The organism is Microcoleus sp. MON2_D5 (genome assembly GCF_036701905.1).
Lineage (GTDB): Bacteria > Cyanobacteriota > Cyanobacteriia > Cyanobacteriales > Microcoleaceae > Microcoleus.
In genome coordinates this window covers 76398-97021 of sequence record NZ_JAUBRM010000010.1, presented here as the reverse complement: position 1 = coordinate 97021, position 20624 = coordinate 76398, and the positions used below count along the sequence as shown (strand labels likewise).

Annotated in this window: 13 protein-coding genes; 8 read left to right on the top strand and 5 right to left on the bottom strand. The window is 47.9% G+C overall.

The annotated features are described in order from the left end of the window. Positions 1–65 precede the first annotated feature (65 nt). A complete protein-coding gene (locus tag QUA47_RS05885) occupies positions 66–539 on the bottom strand; it encodes a tryptophan-rich sensory protein (protein ID WP_333430056.1) in 474 nt (157 codons plus the stop codon). Positions 540–651: 112 nt separating this feature from the next. Then, complete coding sequence (locus tag QUA47_RS05880) at positions 652–1497, bottom strand: M48 family metallopeptidase (RefSeq protein WP_333430043.1); 846 nt, start codon at positions 1495–1497, stop codon at positions 652–654. 261 nt (positions 1498–1758) lie between these two features. Between QUA47_RS05880 and QUA47_RS05875 the strand changes: the two genes are divergently transcribed. Together QUA47_RS05875 and QUA47_RS05870 are read left to right on the top strand one after the other, a co-directional pair. Then, positions 1759–3123 carry an ATP-binding protein gene (locus QUA47_RS05875; protein ID WP_333430042.1) on the top strand — a complete coding sequence of 455 codons (1365 nt, stop codon included), beginning with the start codon at positions 1759–1761 and terminating at the stop codon, positions 3121–3123. A 181-nt stretch (positions 3124–3304) separates the two neighbouring features. Continuing rightward, a complete protein-coding gene (locus QUA47_RS05870; RefSeq protein ID WP_333280839.1) occupies positions 3305–3883 on the top strand; it encodes a hypothetical protein in 579 nt (192 codons plus the stop codon). 314 nt (positions 3884–4197) lie between these two features. Here the strand turns inward: QUA47_RS05870 and QUA47_RS05865 are convergent, their stop codons facing one another. Together QUA47_RS05865 and QUA47_RS05860 are read right to left on the bottom strand one after the other, a co-directional pair. Further along, the gene (locus QUA47_RS05865) at positions 4198–5394 is read right to left on the bottom strand and encodes a GNAT family N-acetyltransferase (RefSeq protein ID WP_333430041.1); all 1197 of its coding nucleotides are present in this window, start codon (positions 5392–5394) and stop codon (positions 4198–4200) included. Positions 5395–5672: 278 nt separating this feature from the next. Next, on the bottom strand, positions 5673–6503 hold the full coding sequence (locus QUA47_RS05860; protein WP_333430040.1) for a dihydrofolate reductase family protein: 831 nt from the start codon (positions 6501–6503) through the stop codon (positions 5673–5675). A gap of 286 nt (positions 6504–6789) precedes the next feature. Between QUA47_RS05860 and QUA47_RS05855 the strand changes: the two genes are divergently transcribed. From QUA47_RS05855 to QUA47_RS05830, 6 genes are all read left to right on the top strand, one after another. After that, positions 6790–7173, top strand: coding sequence for a photosystem I reaction center subunit IV (locus tag QUA47_RS05855; RefSeq protein WP_333280831.1), 384 nt, complete (start codon positions 6790–6792; stop codon positions 7171–7173). A 2-nt stretch (positions 7174–7175) separates the two neighbouring features. Next, positions 7176–8108, top strand: coding sequence for a DNA-formamidopyrimidine glycosylase (locus QUA47_RS05850; protein ID WP_333430039.1), 933 nt, complete (start codon positions 7176–7178; stop codon positions 8106–8108). Beyond that, on the top strand, positions 8087–8254 hold the full coding sequence (locus QUA47_RS05845; protein WP_333430038.1) for a hypothetical protein: 168 nt from the start codon (positions 8087–8089) through the stop codon (positions 8252–8254). Before QUA47_RS05850 ends, QUA47_RS05845 begins: the two co-directional genes overlap by 22 nt. Before the next feature lie 195 nt (positions 8255–8449). Then, a complete protein-coding gene (locus QUA47_RS05840) occupies positions 8450–8665 on the top strand; it encodes an NAD(P)H-quinone oxidoreductase subunit O (RefSeq protein WP_333430037.1) in 216 nt (71 codons plus the stop codon). A 123-nt stretch (positions 8666–8788) separates the two neighbouring features. Beyond that, positions 8789–9742 carry a malate dehydrogenase gene (mdh, locus tag QUA47_RS05835; protein WP_190659655.1) on the top strand — a complete coding sequence of 318 codons (954 nt, stop codon included), beginning with the start codon at positions 8789–8791 and terminating at the stop codon, positions 9740–9742. A 1529-nt stretch (positions 9743–11271) separates the two neighbouring features. Beyond that, positions 11272–15831, top strand: coding sequence for a PAS domain S-box protein (locus QUA47_RS05830; protein WP_333430036.1), 4560 nt, complete (start codon positions 11272–11274; stop codon positions 15829–15831). Between the two features lie 659 nt (positions 15832–16490). On the opposite strand, the gene QUA47_RS05825 is transcribed toward QUA47_RS05830, so the two are convergent. Beyond that, the gene (locus QUA47_RS05825; RefSeq protein ID WP_333430035.1) at positions 16491–20621 is read right to left on the bottom strand and encodes an EAL domain-containing protein; all 4131 of its coding nucleotides are present in this window, start codon (positions 20619–20621) and stop codon (positions 16491–16493) included. Between the last annotated feature and the right edge of the window lie 3 nt (positions 20622–20624).

Here is a 20624-nt window from a genome sequence, read left to right as displayed (position 1 = left end):
GCTACGGACACGAAGGAAGAGAAGAGCGTTATAGTATGTAGGGTGCGCCGAAGAACACCAACTATTTATGCAGCTTCTGGGTTTAATTGAATCATTTCCCAAGTAGTATAAGTGCCGATCGCACCCCAAATCACGTAAGGCAAAAGTAACAAAGCCGCAGTTTGAGAAATCGGCAAAACAGCCAACGTCAACACAGCTCCCACAATCTCACCAGCCCCTCCCAAAATTGTCCCTACTTTGAGACTTTTGGCTCTGAGAGTAGCAGGAATATAAGCAACTGTGACAATTTCTAAAAGCAAGTACAAAGCCATCAGCAGCCAACTTTTAAGGCTCCCTGGCTCCTGTTCCCACACGAAAGTAGCGCTGCCGGCCCCGCAAGCAAAAATCACCGTCCAAATTAACGGAATAGCAGGCTCAAAAAACATCCAATCCGGTCTTTGAAGTTTGACGGCCCAGTTAATATCGCGGAGTTTAAAAAACAGAGTGCCGAAGGCGACTGAGAAAGTCACGCCGCCGATAATCATCCAAGATTCGATCATGGTTTTCAACTTTCAAATTGCTCGATCGCTCATTAACTTGATCGTGTCAAATAGAAGCCGAACTTAGATCCGCCTTTAGTAATAACTTTTGTAAAGCCCGATGCAATTATCGCTAACCGCCAGACAAATTCTTAGCAAACTCTTCACGTCCAGACACCAAATTAGCTGGAATGCCGTTCGGGTAATTTTGCGCGATTAAAGCTTGCAACTTTTCAACTCGGTTTTCAGGGTTGGGGTGAGAACTCAAAAACTCCGGTGGCGCTTCGCCCTTCCTAGCGGCACCGAGAATTTGCATCACCTCAACAATAGCTCTAGGATCGTAACCCGCCTCCGTCATAAACCGAAAACCGAGCCGATCGCTCTCCAGTTCGTCGGATCTACCGTACCGCAAACCGACCACTTGATTGACAGCTTGAGCAATTAATGCTGCCTGCTGGCCACCCCCGCGCTCGTCGCTAGTAGCCACCCCAACCGCCGTTACCAAAGCCCTGCCCAACTGCTGTTTTGCCAAGTGTTCCGCACCGTGCCGGCCCACCACGTGACCGGCCTCGTGCCCCAGTACAGCAGCCAACTGAGCCTCGGAATTCAGGCGCTGCAGAAGTGCGGCGGTAATGAAAACTTGTCCCCCCGGTAAAGCAAAAGCATTGACAGTTTGGGGGTCTCGCAGCAGGTGGAATTCAAACGGATAACCCGCTTGTTTCGCCGCCGAACTGTTGACAACTCGTTCGCCGACTCGATCGATATACTGCTGAATACTCTGGCTGGGATAAAGCCCCCCGTGCTTGGCGGCCATTTGATCTCGCGCCTGCAATCCCAAAACTATCTCTTGGCGGGGAGAAAGCTGCACCCGCTGTCTCTCTCCAGTTACCGGATTTTGTACGTCGTTTGTAAAATAGGTAATTGCCCCAAAAAATGCCATTAACAGCCCGATCGCGGCCCTGAATAAAAATTTTGTCACAGACTTTTACCTAAAAAGTTTCGCGATTAGAATACTAGGGTGACAGCTACCTCCACATCTGTCTGAAGTATCAAGAATGGAAAGTGGTTAGAGTTTTTTGGAATAATTTGCGAACAAGGCTTTTTTTAACGAACCGCGAAGGCGCGAAGGGCACGAAGGAAGAGAAGAAGAGAAGAAGATAATAGAAGAAGGTTATAGTTATTAAATCGGTTAAATCTGTTGAATCAATTACACAATCCGTTGCCGAACTTCCTTCGCAATATGTTCCAAGCTACCCGCCGCCGCCTCGCTATTTGGTACACTGCCGTTACTGCTGTATTGTTACTGGTATTCGCCACAGGTTTCTATTTCTACGTCCGCAATACTTTGATCGATCGCATTGATGACACCCTCAATCATGTTGTCGAAGTAATAGAGCGAACTCTCGTTATCGAACCGCTAAGTTTCCCTACTATCAAAGATAAAAATAAGTGGCAAGTTAATATTCAAGCCAGTTTTCCAGATAGCACCGATGCAGTAGAAGACGACCACATTGATTTAGAATGGTTCAGTCCTACGGGCGAATTGCTGTGGTCTACATTATTGGAACCGTTGAATATTCCCATTCACGCTAACCGCACCGGCGAAACAGTTTGGATAATTAATAATAAGTTGCGGTCGGATCAAAACTACTCCCTCAGACAAGTAACGCAGCGAGTACAAATCGGACGCCAAGTTCTGGGATATTTGCGAGTCAGCCATCCTTGGTTTGAAGTGACAAAACCCATCCGCCAATTAATTCTCGATTTGATTTTGGGCGCGAGTTTAACTCTAATTTGCGTTGCAGCTATTGGCTGGCTGCTGTCGGGATTGGCTATGAAACCTGTGCGGGAATCTTATCAGCGTCTCAAACAGTTTACTGCTGATGCTTCTCACGAACTCCGAAATCCGATCGCCACTATTCAAACTAACGTCCAAGTAGCTTTAGCGGAACCGGATATCGAACCGCAGCAGCATCAACAGCTACAAGTTATCGAACGCCTAACGCGCCGTTTGGGGCGCTTGGTTGACGATTTGCTGTTTTTAGCCCGACAAGATAGCGGTATCGTGCAGCAGCAGTGGATTGAGGTTCCTCTCGATGCTTTGCTGATGGAGGTAATTGAAGAACAACAGGCGATCGCCACTACCCAAAATCTCTCTCTTTCTTTGGAAATTGTCGATCTGCCCAACGCTGAGGACAACTTTACACTGTTGGGAGACTGGGATCAATTAGCCCGACTGTTTACCAATCTCGTCAGCAACGCCGTGCAGTACACCCCCTCTGGCGGTCAAATTCAAGTAGAATTGCAGCTTGCAGCTAAAAACAAAAGAAATTCGGCGATGTTAAATCCTGCGCTGCAAATAAAAGTAACAGACACCGGCATCGGAATTTCCGCAGAAGCCCTGCCGCATTTGTTTGATCGATTCTACCGCGCAGATCCCGCCCGCACCCACCGCAGCGCCGCCGGTTCCGGTTTAGGATTAGCCATCGCCAAAGCTATTGTCGAAAATCACCGAGGCCAAATCCGCATTGACAGCCAAGTCGATCGAGGTACCGCCGTTACCGTGACCCTCCCCGCCTACAAATCAGAAGCATCTCGCCTCTAAAAATTCCTCTCTTCCCCTCATCCTCTGCGCCCTCTGCGCCCTCGGCGGTTAAAAAAAAATCTACCCCTCAAGCCTGGTTCTTCTTACCTCTGGCCCAAACCCACCTATTAAAATTCAATTCACGCATAGATTAACATGAACTTTGTTGGAAAACCTCGATCGAACTTGTGAGGAGTTATTTATGTTTCGCCACAATCTACCGTTAAAAAAAATCAGCTTGCTAGCAGCCACCTGCGGAGGTTTACTCGTTAGTCTCGCAACACTTTCCCACGCCGGCGGCCCACCGCCCCAACAAGGAAAACCGGTTTCCCAACCCGCAGAGACTCCCTCAGAGACTCCCGCAGCCACTGAAGAACCCGTCAGCGAACCAACTCCGGCTGCAAGTCCGGGCCTCAGCGGGATGCCATCTACACCCACAGACGCGCCTCCCCGCTTTCCCCTGCCAAGTGCGCGAGTTACGCCTGCCGAAGGCGGGATAGTAATTAAACTGGTGAATACCACCAATGCTGTCATCAATTATCAAATCGTAGGCGTTACCCAGCCGCGCACTCTGGGCGAACAATCTGAAATTTTGCTTCAAACCCTCCCAGTGCCAATCACCCTCACTTACCAGCGCCCAGACGGCGGATTGGTGCTGGTTCGCCCCCAAGCAACCGCGATGCCGGGAATGTTGCAAGTCAGTTTCGGCGCGACAACTGAGGTGGCCGCTGATACAAAATCCCTGGAAATTCAGGAAGATGGGAGAGTATTTGTGAATTAGGTTAATTGGTTGACGGTGGACTGTTACCATTCGTGTCAACTTAAGACTAAAATCCCTAATAAATATCGTTTATAGTTGAGTTTCGATCCCCCCTAACCCCCCTTAATAAGGGGGGGACAATAGTATTGTTACGTCCCCTCTAACTCCCATTAATAAAGGGGGAAGAGCATTCAAATTCCCCCTTATTAAGGGGGATTTAGGGGGAGCGAAACTTCGATACAAACGAGATATTATACACAGGGTTTTAGTATTATGTTGACACCGATAGGCTGTTACTAATTCCCAATTTCCAATTCCACATTCACAGTCAACCGTCAATCGCCGAGTACCAAAGGAGGTAACTTAGTAAAAGGTAAATCCTCGTTGACGGCATCAATTTCTTGCTGTTCTCTTTCGTTGATTTGACCGATATAAGACTTGAGAATTTGCGCCAGACGGTTGTTATAAAATCGGTGCAAACTATAATTGGGCGTAGCTGGAAAGCCGCGCCGTTTTTTGTGCCGCCCACCGGCACCGGGATCGAAGCTTTGGATGCCCCGATCGATCGCCCATTCGATCGGCGTATAGTAACAAGCATCGAAGTGCAAGCAGTCGATTTCCTGCAAACTGCCCCAATAACGCCCGTAAAGTCGATCGCCCTTATACAAACAAAAAGACATACCCACCGGCTCTCTCTCATCTTCCTTGTCGTAGGCGGCTACAAATAAAACTCGATCGCGATAATTGTGGTGCAACTGTTCAAAAAATCGCTTAGTCAGATACTTGCTGCCCCACCAACCAAATTTGTCGCAAGTATTCTCATAAAAAGCATACATTTGAGCAAACATGGCTTGGGGAATTTCATCGCCCGTCAGCGTTTTTATCAACAAACCAGCTTGGTCAACTGCTTTGCGTTCGCGTTTGATATTGCGGCGCTGGTTGGCATTAAATGCGCCTAAATAATTGTCAAAATTTTGATAGCCTTGATTTTGCCAAATATAGCTGTGGTGCAGCCAACTGCTGAAACCGTGGCGTTCCATTCTTTCTCGCCATTCTGGATCGACATAAAGGAAATTGCAGCCGGAGATATTGTGGCGATCGCAAAAATGGTCGATCGCGCTTACCATTACTCCGGTTAACTCGTCTTCATCTTCCCCCTCGGCAATCAAAAACCGATAGCCTTCAGCCGGAGTAAACGGCGTCATTCCCATCAATTTGGGATAATAGTGAACACCCAAACGTTGGGCTAAATCCGCCCACTGATTATCGAATACAAATTCCCCGTAACTGTGACTTTTGACATAAAGTGGCGCGCAAGCAATCAACTGTTTGTCTCGCCAGACTGTTAAGTGATGCGGTAGCCAACCGGTTTTACCTGTTGCACTGCCCGAGATTTCGAGATTGTTCAGCCAATCCCATTCCAGAAAAGGAGTTTTTAGTGGCATCGCCAAGGCATCCCACGACGCTTGCGGGATTTCGCCTATTTTGCTAATCCAGGCTACAGAATATTCAGGTTTTGGCTGTTTCAGCATAGGGAGATTTGAGCGTAGAGCGATCGAACTTCATTTAAGTTAATACAATTATTCGATCGCTGGGAAAGCTGAATGGCAACTGGTGTCAACTGAACCTTGAAACCTCACAAATCTCGCTTTTGTCCGAAACCCGATCCCCCTAAATCCCCCTTAAGAAGGGGGACTTTGAGTGCCTCCGGTTCCCCCCTTCGTAGGGGCGGTGCCCCCGTGCCCGCCCTTGGCTAGGGGGGATCGGAGGGCTTAATCGTCAAACCCTAGTCTCGGAGTACGCTTGAGCTTCAGTTAGTTCGATCGACCCGATAATGCAAAAATACCTCTTGTCCCACCTGTTTAACCGCCAAAAGCTCCAATTTCGGCGCTACATCCGCCAAAAAACCCTCTCCCTCAACAGCCGTCGGTGCATCCGCGCCGCCCAAAATTAACGGGCACACCGTCAGCCAAAGTTCGTCTACCAAGCCTGCCGCCAGCACAGAGGCTACCAGTTTTCCCCCGCCCAGAATCGCCAAGCGTGTGATACCTAAGCTTGCTAGCTGTTGAAACGCATCAATCCAATCAATCTCTCCACCTCTGGTTTTCGCATAGATAATTCGATCGAATTGAGATGTTGCACCATTCTCAATAAGCCTTTTATGAACAGGCAAGATGCCTGTTCCACAAGAAAATTCATCTTTTGTGGAACGGGCATCTTGCCCGTTCTTGAGAATGGTGCCAGATGTGCGATCGAACTTAGTGTCTTTCGTCGGAAGAGGAGACGGCAATGCCGTTTCCCTACTGTCTTGCCCCGTCAGCAGCCAGCGAGGCACCGGTTGCTGGAAAAATCGCAAGTTTGGGTCAAATTGGGACGATCGCGAACATACAATTTGCACCGGTTGTGGGGGCTTCCCTTGCAGTTGCCTCTGTTTGACCAATTCCGGCGAAATCACTCTCATCGTCGTCCCATAAGCCTGTAAAGTGCCGTTGCCGAACAAAACGGCGTCACTTGCTGCTACTTGCTGTTCGAGGTGGGCTTTGTCGTTGGCAGAACCGAATCTCGCGGGCGATCGCACTGCATCGGCAATTTTACCGTCCGCACTAATCGCGAGTATTACTGTGGCGTAAGGTTCAGTCATAACTTATCAGAATTTCCCAGAACATTAAACTGTAGCAATTCACAACTATTTGTAAAGTTTGTTTTCAACTCGATCGTACTGGTTTTATTTGACGGATAATGTGGGTTTATTTATTTTGCAACCGCAGCGATCGCCCTACCAAAGTATTTACTTTTCTTTACAAACAGCAGACAAAAAACGGCGCGGGAGGTAAAAAATTCGTTGCAGACTTTAAATGCGCCGCGCGATCGACTAGAGTAAAAAAAATGGCTTGATCCGTTTATTCATCGCAAAGGAAAAAAAGCTCATGGTTCAACGCGGTTCTACAGTCCGGATTCTCCGCAAAGAATCCTACTGGTATCAAGAAGTGGGCACCGTTGCTACGGTAGACCAAAGCGGCATTAAATACCCAGTTATCGTTCGCTTTAACAGCGTAAATTATGCAGGCGTCAACACCAACAACTACGCCCAAAGCGAATTAGTGGAAGTGGCACCACCCACAGCAAAATCGAAAACAGGGACTCCAGTAGCTTCCGGCGGCAAACAAACCACGCTCGACGAGAGAACTCGGCAAACCGGCCAGGGTACCCCCTCGCAGCAGCCGAAAACTTCTACGGACAGCAAACCGGGCTCCGAAACGCCGGGCACGGTCCAAGGTTCGCCTCAAGGTCAAGGAACAGAACAACGCTAATTGTGCCAGAACTGCCAGAAGTTGAAACTATTTGCCGGGGTTTGAATCAAGCGACCCTCGATCGAGAAATGTTGGGCGGGGACGTGTTGTTAAACAGCACGATCGCCCGCTCAATATCTGCGACCGATTTTTTGACAAAACTCAAAGGAAAGTCGATCGCCCGCTGGTACAGACGCGGCAAATATCTACTGGCAGAACTATCTCAATTCCCAGAAGGAGAAAGAGAGAAAGGGAAAGGGGGAGAATTTAGGGCTCAAACTCCAAGCTCTTCCGCTCTTCCTTCTTCCTTCCTCCTTCCTTCAAAAGCCGGCTGGTTGGGCGTTCACCTGCGGATGACCGGGCAACTGCTGTGGGTGAACCGATCCGAACCCCTGCAAAAACACGCGCGAGTACGGCTGTTCTTTGAAGGAAACCAAGAATTGCGGTTTGTAGACCAGCGCACCTTCGGGCAAATGTGGTACGTGCCAGCAGAAACCGAGGTTTCCAGCACAGTCATCGGCCTCAAACTCTTAGGCCCCGAACCGTTTTCCGACGAGTTTACAACAGAATATTTGGCCCGCAAGCTGCACCGGCGGGCGCGACCCATTAAAACAGCTTTGCTAGACCAGGCACTGATAGCTGGTTTGGGCAATATTTACGCAGACGAAACTTTGTTTTTGTCGGGAGTGATGCCCACAACTCTCTGTGCAGATTTGACGGCAGAGCAAATTGGGCGCATCCATACAGCTATTATTCAAGTTTTACAGAAGGCGATCGAATCCGGCGGCACTACTTTTAGCAATTTTCTCAACGTCCAAGGTGTCAACGGCAACTACGGCGGCGTTGCTTGGGTGTACAATCGCGCCGGTCAACCCTGTCGCACTTGCTCCACAACCATCGAACGTATAAAATTAGCAGGGCGATCGACTCATTTTTGCCCCGCCTGCCAGCAATAAGCAGAAGGAAGAAGGAAGAGGGAAGAAGGAAGAAGGAAGAAGGAAGAAGGAAGAGGGATGAAGGAAGAAGGAAGAAGGAAGAAGGAAGAAGGAAGAGGGATGAAGGAAGAAGGCGGAAGAGGGAAGAAGGAAGAAGGAAGAACTGATATCTTCTACCCTTGTGAATAAGGCTGTCACGGGCGGGCGGGGCACCCAGCCCCCAAGAATATTGAACTATGGTGGAACAGGTGGGAAATCCTGTTAAGCGAGAATGGTGCCAGATGTCAGAAGAAAGAAGAAGTCCTTTCCAGCCCAATCTAGATTAAAATTTGTATAGTTTTTTAAACTAAACAAAGCAAGTTATGGCAATCAAGAAAGGCAGTATAGTTCGCGCTGTACGCGAAAAATTGGAAAACACTCTAGAAGCCAAAGCCAGCGACCAGCGCTTTTCCTCGTATATATTTGAAACAAAGGGCGAAGTGATGGATGTTCGCGGCGACTATGCCTTCGTCAAATTTGGCAAAGTACCCACCCCCAATATTTGGCTGCGGGTAGACCAACTCGAAGATTTTAACTAACTCACCAAAACTAAACATCACTGTTCTTAATGTAGCGAAGGGTGCACACCGCGCACCTTTCCCCAATTAAGCTCATTGCTCAAATCTAAAATCTAAAATCTAAAATCTAAAATCTAAAATCCAATGAATTCTCCATCAAACCGCGTATCAATTATTGGTGCAGGCAAAGTCGGCAGTACGTTAGCCCAGCGAATTGCCGAGAAAAATCTGGCAGATGTAGTATTGCTAGATATTGTGGAGGGTTGGCCGCAGGGCGTTGCTTTGGATTTGATGGAAGCCAGGGGAGTGGAACGCCACGATCGCCAAATTGTCGGTACAAATGATTATACAGATACAGCAAACTCAAATATCATAGTAATTGCCGCCGGAGTGCCGCGCAAACCCGGTATCAATCGGGAAGATTTAATTAAAATCAATGCTCGAATTGTCACCGAAGCCACAAAACAAGCGATCGAGCATTCTCCCGAAGCAATCTTAATCACAGTCACAAATCCCCTAGATATCATGACTTATTTAGCGTGGGAAGCAGCGGATTTGCCAAAACACCGAGTCATGGGTATGGGGGGAGTTCTCGACTCCGCCCGCTTTGAAACTTTTATAGCAATGGAATTGGGCGTTTCAATTGCTGAAATCAATGCAACTGTCATCGGTTCTCACGGCGATTTGATGGTTCCTTTGCCCCGCTATTCTACTGTCAACGGTATTCCCATCAATCAACTTATGGATGCTGGGGCGATCGATCGACTCGTACAGCGGACTCGCCACGGCGGCGCAGAAATTGTAGAATTGATGAAGACTGGTAGTGCTTATTTTGCACCCGCATCTGCTGTCTGTTTGATGGTAGAATCTATTTTATTTAATCAGTCGCGACTCTTGCCTTGCTGCGTTTATTTGCACGGCGAATACGGCCTGCAAGATATCTTTTTAGGAGTGCCCTGCCGCTTGGGATATCAGGGAGTCGAACAAATAGTGGAACTCGAACTCAGCGATACTGAAAGAGCAGCCTTTATCGAGTCGGGCAAATTGGTTGCCCAAAATATTGAGGAAGCCAGGGCAATACTGAAAAAGGCTTCTTAAGTTTGTAGCAGTTCGTCGATCAGAGCAGCCTGCTCCCCACTTCAATATAATAATTTATATCGAGTATGGCAGTGCGATCGCTCGGTATGAAATAGGCTTACTGGCTCTCAATCCCACTTTTATAAATATCATTGAAAATGCTTTTTATGCTGCATTTTAAAAGCAGAAAAATGGCAGCAAGGAACCGATCGCTAAACTGAAAGTTTTATTATATCAACTCCGGTAGCATCGGAATTAATATTACCTGCAGTCAGGAGACGGCTTGGCCGTCCCTACAATTAATCGGGGTAGGGACGGCCAAGCCGTCTCCTCGGTATCATTCCGATGCAACCGGAAACGATATTATCCAAAATTTGGTAAAAATGCCAAAACTGGCAAAAGCACTTGAACTTTTTATCCCCGAAAACAACCTCAGAATTTCTCTAAAAAGCCAAGAAAAAATTTAGCCTTTCTTTACTACTAAACCGACAGCAGAAGCCATCAGTTTTGGATTGTCTCTGACTCGCGATATTATTGCCCGACAGCAGGGTGGCCCTTTAAATATACAAAGCGCAATGCGAGTTTATACGCAATTTATCATTACTTTGCCCAAACTTTAATCCTCGCTATCCCCATTTCTGTTCATCAAGCTTGAAAGACCTTGACTTTAGTCAAAAATGTGATACCCTAAATCTTAGTATTATCTAAAAATTTCTACACTTCTCAAAAAATGCAAAAATTGGGTAAAAACTGTTCGTAAAGCGAAGCTATCCCGAACCCGGGTGCGTTCGGTGAAGGGTAGGGAATCGCCCTTGAGTTCAGCCAATTTAACCATACTCTGCAACTACCTCAAGTGTTTAACTTAAAACTGATCTCTGCTGCGGTGGATTTTAATAAGTTTAAAAAATCAAATCGATAGCATAAAACAATTAGAAGGCTAGGAAAATTCTCTAAAATATCGGATTGCCCGAAAGTCTGTATTAAATTTAATTTAGGACAGATAAATCGAAATTAGCGAAAACCATAGAAAAGGCGAGCCCCTAAATTTAAACAAATTTTCATACAGGCGCTCCCAACAGGATATTCGAGCGCCCAACCAAGGAAACCATAGATCGAGTTGGCCGTAATAATAAAAAGGTGACAATTGCAACCGAAGGCGAGCGAAAAAAATGTCAAAATTAGTCAGGATGCTCCCCAGGCTCCTGGCATGAAAGGCTGTTTCTTGTTTCCACTTTCGGAACTTCCCGGACTTAATTACCTTAAGAAACCGGGTTTATGTTTAAGCTTTGTTGCCATTATTCTCAATAATTGCCAATTTATTAAGTAACAAATTATGCCATTTTTTCAGTAAAAATACAGGAGCTAACATGGTCAATTGACCATTCAATCTAGAAAAAATACGGAAATGCAGCGTGAGTAGCTGCTAAGTGGAGCAGAAGGAAGAGAATATGTTCTTTGCCTTTTTGAGTTACCAGGCTCAACTTGCATATCGCTATGGAGATGCCATCAACCTCGATACCAAACCGCAAAATAACTAAAGAAAAAGCATTATGTTTCATGAATACCTGTATCACGAAGTCAACCACCTGCGCGAGAAACTAGCTCACCTAGAAAGACAAACGCAGTCTCAAACGTGGTTCAAAAAGCTGCAAGCGCTGATGGGAGTTATTAGCAAAATTCGTGAATCCCTAGACTTAGAAACAATATTCAAAATTACAGCCACCGAAGTTCGGCAACTCCTAAATGCCGATCGAGTCGCCGTCTACCGCTTTCTTCCCGAATCCGAATGGAATGAGGGCGAAGTAGTGTCCGAAGACGTACTGCCCCAATACAGCCCATCTTTGGGAGCAAGAGTCAGCGACTACTGTTTCGGCGAACAATTTGCCGCCAACTATGCCAAAGGATACGTTCAAGCAGTCACGGACATTTACAAAGCCCGGTTGAGCCCTTGTCACCTCAAAATCCTCAAGCGATTTCAAATCCGAGCCAACTTAGTCGTACCGCTGCTGCAAGGGCAACACCTGTGGGGATTGCTGTGCATCCACTCCTGCGGTCAACCCCGCCAGTGGCAAGAAGACGAAATCGAATTTGCCAGACAAGTAGGCGACCATTTAGCAGTTGCCATCCACCAAGCCGAACTGCACTTGCAAACCCAGAGGCAAATAGCACAAATCGAAGCGGCACAGCAGAAACTCCGCGACAGCGAGGAAAAATATCACCAAATTCTCGATTCGATCGGCGATATGGTATTAGTCAAAGGCCCCAAATCCAAAATTGTTTGGGCAAATCAAGCGTTCCGCGACTATTACGGCATGACTGAAGAGGAACTTCAAGACATAGTAGACGCACCTTTCGCCGATACCGACAATACTCTCCAGTACATCAAAGATGACGCCTTCGTATTTGAAACCGGACAGACTCTGCAAATTTCCGAAGAACCGGTGACGCGCTACGACGGAGAAGTGCGGCTGTTCAGCACCGTCAAAACACCGATTCGCAACGCAGACGGCCAAATCGTCATGACTGTCGGCGTCTCCCGCGACATGACGGAACGCAAAAAAACAGAAGAAGCCGTCAAAGCCAGTGAAAGCAAATACCGGAGCCTGGTAGAAACCTCCCAAGACATGATTTGGTCGGTCGATGCTTTAGGACGCTATACCTTCGTCAACCCAGCAGTTAAGTACATTTACGGTTACGAACCAGAAGAAATGATCGGTAGGCCGTTCTCCGACTTTGCGACACCAGAACAAAGCCAGAAAGATTTAGAAGTTTTCGCCCGCCTGTTTGCCGGAGAATCAGTTTTCCAGTACGAAAGCACCCACATCGCCAAAGACGGCAGCATGAAACATTTGATGTTTAACGCCATCGCCCTCTACGACGAAACCGGAAAGTTCCTCGGCACCACCGGTACAGCTACCGACATTACCGATCGCAAGCGCGCAGAGTCCGCATTGCAACACGCCAACGCAGAACTAGAGCGCCGAGTAGAAGCACGCACGGCAGAACTGCGCCAGACTTTTGCCGCCCTCACCGCCAGCGAAGCCAAGTTTCGGACGATCGCGGCCACCATGCCCGGAGCCCTGTTCCAGTTTTGCAACCGTGACGGAGTTTGGCGCATTGACTACATGAGCGATCGCATAGAAGATATCAGCGGCGTTACAGCAGCAGAAATGACGCAAGACATGAATACATTCATTTCCCGGGTCCACCCTGAAGACTTGGAAAGCTACATCGCCTCTGTCTGCGAAGCCGTAGAAAACCTCTCCCTGTGGCACTATGAAGGGCGGTTAGTCAAGCCCGACGGTGAGATTCGCTGGTGGCAGGGCGACTCCATGCCCACCCGCAGCGAGAACGGCGAAATAATATTTTGTGGCGTATTGTTCGACATCACCGATCGCAAAGTTGCCGAAACCGCCATCCGCAACAGCCAGCGGCAGCTACAAGAAGCCCAGAGACTCGCCCACGTCGGCAATTGGGAACTCGACGCAACAATGGGAACCGTCACTTGGTCAGAGGAACTCTTCCGCATCTTCGGACTCGAACCGGCCGAAAGCGCGCCCAACCTAGCCGAACAGGTCGCTCTGATCCATCCAGAAGATTTGGAATTGTGGCAAACTCAAGTGCAGCGGGGACTCACAGCAGGCATCCCCTTTGATTTGGACTTCCGCCTTTGCCGTCCCGACGGCACGCTGCGGCATCTCAACGCCGTAGGCCGCGCTGAAACCGATGCCAGTGGCAAAGTGCTAAAATTGTTCGGCACGGCGCTCGACATTACCGATCGCAAAGCCGCCGAAGCCGCCCTGCGGCAAGCAGCAGCCGAGTTAGAAGACAGAGTGAGCGAGCGCACGGCCGAACTTTCCCAAGCAGTCACGCAATTAGAACAAGAAATTAGCGATCGCAAACAGGCAGAAGCAGCGCTGCAAGTTTCCGAGCAAAACCTACGAACCATATTTAACAATGTCTACGATGCTATTTTCATTCACGATTTAGAAGGCAACATTCTCGATGTCAATAATCGAATGTTAGAAATGTACGGAGTGAGCCAGGAACAAGCAACAAAATTATCAACTAAAAATGACTATTCAAGTAGCGACAATCCCATTGAACAAATGGGAGAACTTTGGGAAAGAGTATTAGCCGGCGAAACAGGTCGCGTGGAATGGAAAGCGAGGCGTCCCAACGACGGTTCAACCTTTGATGCAGAAATTGCCCTGTCCAGAATTCATCTCAACGGCAATCTCAGCGTCATTGCCAACGTCCGAGATATTAGCGATCGCAAACAGGCAGAAGCAGAACTGCAACAGGCTCAACAGTTTATGGAATCAGTGCTCAACACCATACCCGTCGCAGTAGTTGTCAAGGAGGCCCAAGAACTGCGGTTTGTACTGTGGAACCCAGTCGCCGAACAGGTGCTCGGTTACAGTTCAGCAGAAGTTATGGGCAAAAAGGACTCCGACGTTTTGCCCAGAGAACAAGCCGACTTTGTCACCGCCAAAGACCGGGAAGCGCTCGCCAGGGGGCAAATTGTAGACATTCCCGAAGAACTGATTCAAACAAGAGAAGGCGATACTCGCATATTTCATACGAAGAAAAGCGCAATTCTCGATGCTGATGGCAAACCGCAATATCTATTAGTTGTCACTGAAGACATTACCGATCGCAAGCGGGGAGAAATTGCCTTGAGGCGATCGGAAGCCCGACTCAGACAGCAGGCCGATCGAGAAAAATTGCTCAACAGTCTCACCGCTCAAATCCGTAATTCCCTCGATTTCGACAGCATCATTGCTGTCGCCGTCCAAGAAATTCGCGCTTTCCTGCAGATCGATCGTTGCAACTTTAGCTGGTATCGCTGCGACGGGGAGGAACCTTTCTGGGAAATTATTAAAGAATCTTGCCTTCCCGAACTTCCCGATTTAATAGGTCGCTATAAAGCTTCTGACTTCGGCGCTGTAGGAGAACCAATCTTGCGTCTAGAAACGCTGCAAATCGATGATGTCGAAGCAATCGCAGACCCTGTTTGGAGAAAGTCTCTTCGTTCTATGGGCTACCAATCTATATTGGCAATTCCGATGCAGGCACTTTCGGGAGTCCTGAGTGTTGTTACCTGCTCCCACTCCGCTTGTGTGCGGCATTGGAGCGACAGCGAAGTAGAATTGTTGCAAGCGATTACAGTTCAATTGGCGATCGCTCTCAACCAAGCCGATCTTTACGCCCAAACTCGCAATAAAGCTCTCGAATTAGAACAAACCTTGCAGCAATTAACCAGCACTCAATCGCAGTTAATTCAAAATGAAAAAATGTCGAGTCTCGGTCAACTTGTGGCAGGAGTCGCCCACGAAATTAACAACCCAGTTAACTTTATTTACGGCAATCTCACCCACGCTAACGACTATACTCAAGACTTGCTACACCTGATCGAACTTTACCAAAATCACTATCCCGATCCAGTCCCGGAAATTCAAGAGGAAGTAGACACTATTGAACTCGACTTTCTGATGGAAGACCTGCCAAAGTTGCTTTCTTCAATGAAAGTCGGTGCAGACAGAATTCAACAAATTGTTGCTTCTCTCCGCACATTTTCCCGCATGGACGAAGCGGAAATGAAAGCAGTCAACATCCACGACGGCATAGATAGCACCCTGATGATTTTGCAGCACCGGCTCAAAGCTAAACACAATCATCCAGAAATTGAGGTGATTAAAGAATACGGTCAACTGCCCTTAGTAGAATGTTATGCCGGACAGTTAAATCAAGTATTTATGAACATCTTGAGCAATGCTTTGGATGCTTTGGAAGAACGGGATCTGCGCCGTTCTGCTGAGGAAATGCGGGAACAGCCGAGCCACATCCGCATCCGCACTGAAATATCGCCAGCGGGCAAGGTAATTATTCGGATTGCTGACAACGGGCCGGGAATACCGGAGGCTGTCGGCACTCGGCTTTTTGACCCGTTTTTTACCACTAAACCTGTGGGTAAAGGTACTGGGATGGGGTTGTCAATTAGCTATCAAATTGTTACAGACAGACACAATGGGTCGCTGAAATGCAGTTCTTCACCGGGAAAGGGTACAGAATTGACGATCGAGATTCCCCTCAAAGCTAATTGTTAATGGGGAGTTGGTAAGTTGTAATTGGCAATTGGTCATTGCGAAAGCGTTACTGTGCGTCAGTTGGGTAATTTTTCAACCCGATCAAATCCGGTAGCATCGTCAGGCGTAAAATCCAGTCAATAGTCAACAATCAGCGACTGTGCAACCGGGATTGATAGAATTCATCTGCGTTAATGTGTGTTTATCTGCCCTCATCTGCGGTTAAAAAAAGAGAAGTTATTAACCGCAGATGACAATGGATTAATGCGGATTCATGCAGATGCCGAGAATAGATAGATGAATATAGCAATCCTTGCAGGAGTCGTAAATTTTTGACCCCACCCCAACCCTCCCCTTATCAAGGGGAGGGAGTAAGAAATTCACAAATGATTTAGGATGGCTATAATTCCGATGCTAACAGATTGGATATCATCACCGAAAATCTAATTTTGATGCACCATTTATTCCCTCGTGCATGAGTTGGGAGATTGTGAGTTTGTAGCAAAAATGTCTCCACGGGGTGATATCAAATCCGTTAGCATCGGAATAGTAAATTCGAGTTCACTGTTGACGGTTGACTGTTCACGGCGTCAACAGTCAACAGTCAACAGTCAACCGTCAACATCATTCCGGTGTAACCGGAAATGATATGACGCACTATTTACCAATCTGTACCTCACTCAGTCCATAATTGCTCTATTACCGAGATTTATCAGGATTTGTGTCACGGTGGAACTGTCCAAAGGTTTAGAAAACCAATATCCCTGAGCTAATTCGCAGTCGAGTTCTCGAAGCTGTGCTAACTGTTCGCCTGTCTCTACACCTTCGGCGATCGCATTCAATCCCAAATTGTGAGCCAAAGTTACGATCGCCCGCACAATCTGTAAAGGCTGACCCCCGTCGTCACCATTTTCGCCAGCCCCCAAGCGGCTCACAAAAGATCGATCGATCTTCAGTGTATCCAGCGGAAAACGGTGCAAGTAACTTAAAGACGAATAGCCAGTACCGAAATCGTCGATCGACAATCGAATATTTCTAGCTTTTAATTCGGCTAGCACAATATTGGCTTTCTTCACATTTTCCACGATCGCGCTTTCAGTAATCTCCAATTTTAAACAGCTCGGATTGCAGCCCGTTTCTGCTAAAATTTCATCGATTTCCTCGATTAAATTCGGCATACCTAACTGTTTAGGAGAGAGATTGACGCTCATTGTTAATTGCGAAGGAGCAATAATTGGTAATTTAAAATTCGGAATTGGTACCTGGGAAGTTGTACTGAACGTAGCCGAAGTATTGGTAATTGGGAATTGGGAATTGGTAATAGATGAGTGGAAATCGGTAATCGGGAATTGGTAACTGGGAAGTGGTAATTTTTTACCGATTCTTTCTTCCCTGTGACCAATACTGGGGCTAACCTCAGTAAAAGTTCCGTGTTCCTCATTCCCTGTATGTGTTACATCAGTTAAATCCCCTACATTGCCCGTTGCCATCTTCCCTGTTGTTACCCTGACCGAAGTCGAAGCGCCTTCTTCCTTTTTGTTACCCTGAGCGACTTGCCCTGAGTGAAGCCAAAGGGAGTCGAAGGGCCTTATTCCGACTTCCATTGGACTTCTTCTCTGTTGCTCCGTTAACATTTCTTGCCAAATCCGCAATTGCTGACAAGCTTCCCGCAACACCCAGGCTCCCAGAGGCACGATCAAACCTGTTTCTTCAGCTACAGGGATAAAAGTAGACGGCGGAACTAGACCCCGAACTGGGTGGTGCCAGCGCACTAAGGCCTCAAAACCTTCGAGCGCACCGCTGGCGATCGAAACAATCGGTTGGTAGTGCACAATAAAGTGCGAACATTGATCCTTGCTCTGTCCTAATTCCTCCTTCCCCAAAATAGCCAAGCGCAGGTCAGTTTCTAACTGCAACAGCGACATAGTTTGGTCGTGCATCGCCAAATTAAAGACTTCGTGGCGGGCCTTACCCAAAGCTTTAGCGCGGTACATAGCGATGTCAGCATCGCGTAGGAATTCTTCCGGGTGAGTGTACGAATTTGATTCGCCACTGGCGGTGGCGTCGCCTCGACTGAAAACAATGCCAATGCTAGCGGTGGTAAATACTTCGTGCCCTTCAAGATGAAACGGCTTCGTCAGTTCTGTTTGTATCTTTTTAGCTGCGAGGGTGGCGTCGCTGAGGCTCTGAATGTGGTCTAGCAGGATGGTGAATTCGTCTCCCCCCAGCCGGGCGACGGTATCAGAAACCCGGACGCAGTTTTGCAGTCGCTGCGCGAGGGCGATTAGCAGTTTGTCTCCTAAAACGTGTCCTAAAGAATCATTAACTACTTTGAAGCGGTCTAAATCTAGGAAAAGTAAACCAAATTTGTAATCGGGGGACTGATGGGATCGGCGGATGGCTTGTCCTAGCCTGTCTAGGAACAAAAGGCGGTTGGGCAAACCTGTCAGCGCATCGTGAAAAGCGCCGTGCAGCAGTTCCCGTTCTACTCGCTTGCGCTCGGTGACATCTCGGATAATAATCTGGGCGGCGGTCAAGCCTTGATAAGTAGCGGGGATGCCGGCAACTTCAACGTCTATTATTTGTCCATCGAACCGAATCAGTTTTTGTTCGGCAAGGTCGAGCGGCTGATTTTCTGTCTCGACTAGCCGAATGCGCTCTCTGGCTGTTTCCACATAGTTTGGATGGACGAAATGCAATACCGGAAAGCCGATTAGCGCCTCGGGAGAACTCGCACCGAGGAGTTTAGCGCCCGCAGCATTGATGTAGGCGATTTTCCCTTGGCTGTGAACTGCGATCGCTTCGGGAGATAGTTCTACTAAACGGCGATAGCGTTCTTCACTTTCTTTGAGAGATACTATCAACTCGCATCGCTCTTTTTCAGCTTGCTGGCGTTCGACTTCCATTTGGTGAACCGCCAGAATTTTGCCAATACTTTGAGCCATCAGTTCTATAATTTCTATCTCCTCGTACTGAAACTTTTTTTTCTTTATTTCTCTAGAGCTAAAACTCAAAGTGCCGTAAGTTTTGTTATTAACAAATATCGGCGTCCCGATGTAAGATTCCGAGGGGCATTTTTGATAAGCTGGATGTTGGCGCATCTCAGGCTCTGCTCCTATATGAGAATACGCAACTGTTTTGTTAAGTTGAATGACGGCAGCGCAGTAAGTATCGCTGAGGTTCAATTCACAGCCTCGCACTAAGTATTCTAAATCAGTTTTCGCTGCTCGTACAATAAAAGTCTCGCGGTCAACTTCAGCCATGATGCCCCTAGAAAGTCCAAACATCAAACAGCCTGCTGTTAGATAATCGTCAACCAGTTCTTCAAAGTTTTGATAATGATAAGTTGTAATCCGGTGCAAGTGTTTGAGATTAGCGCTAAAAGTTGCTAAAGCTTGAGAATTTAAAAATAATTCTTCTTCCGAGCGCTGGCGGTCGGTAATGTCTGTTTGTACTCCAATAAAGTGGGTTAAGTGTCGCCGCGAGTTGTAAACCGGAGCGATCGACAGTTCGTGCCAAAAAGGCGTGCCGTCTTTCCGAAAGTTGCGTAATATAACTTGAGATTCTCTGCCTTCTTCAATCGCAGTTCGCAATTGTTTGGCAGCGGGGCTGTCAGTGTCTGTGCCCTGCAAAAATCGGCAATTTTTGCCGATTAACTCGTCTCTGCGATAACCAGTAATCCGCTCAAAACTGGGATTGACATAAATAATCGGATTATCTGCAACGGTTGCGTCGGTGATTGCAATGCCGTTGCTGCAACTTTCGATCGCCCGTTCCATCATTTGTAAGCGCTCTTGCGATAGAATGCGCTCGATCGCCGCAGCTAACAAGTTGGCGATGGCTTCTACAAAATAAACGTCATCTTGGCTGAAAACCCGCCTTTGGCTGGTATGAACCCCCAAAATGCCCCAGGCCTGCGAGGAGGAACTGTTCGTTGGTTCTGCTTGTCCCCAGTGGCTTCCCAGTTTTCGATTGCCGGGAATAATTACAGTAACGCCGCTGACAGCCCGGTGGTTGTGCAGTAGCGGCAACTCGCTAAAGCGCGTTTCCACCCGCAAATCTTCGACGATAGTCGGTTCGCCCACTAGCAATGTGTAACCTGCTTGCGATCGGGCAGAAGCGGCAACAGTAGCGCTGCCGACGAGGCCCTGCTGCCAGCCAACCCCCGCTCGCAGCAGAAAAGCATGACCAGAGGGCAACAGTTCTAACAACTGGCAATAATCAACGTCCAAGGTTTGAGCAATTAAAACCGCAGCTTTGTCCATCAGTGCAGACAAATCTGTTTCGGCCAGGGCCTGCTGCCCCAAGTAAGCGACGGCCGCTTGCTGGCGGGCCCGCGAGTGGATTGACGCGAGCAATTCCTGCTCCTTCGCGGCCGCTCGTTTCCGAGCCGTAATGTCGCTGAACACCGACAGAACAGCTTTCCCCGACACCAATGTCAGATAGCGCATGGATACACTTGCCCAAAACAGCGTGCCGTCAGCTTTTTTAAGCCGGACTTCTGTCTCGCAGACCTGTTCGTTGCGGGCGAGCCGCAACAGCAATTCCTGGCGATCTGCAGGTTTGTGGTAGAGTATTTCGGCTTTTTGGCCGTCGATCGACTTGAAGGCTGTGAACCCGAAAGCCTGACGGCATAAATCGTTACTATAAAGAATTGTGCTGTCCGCCAGACTGCTGACGATCAGTGGCATTGGCATCGAGTGGGCGATCGTCAGCAGTAATTCTTTGGTTCCTTGCAGCTCTTTGTACAAGTCTGGCTGGGAGGCCCAGCCGTGACAGTTTTCAGAGTTTTTAGGGATAAAACTTTCCATTGT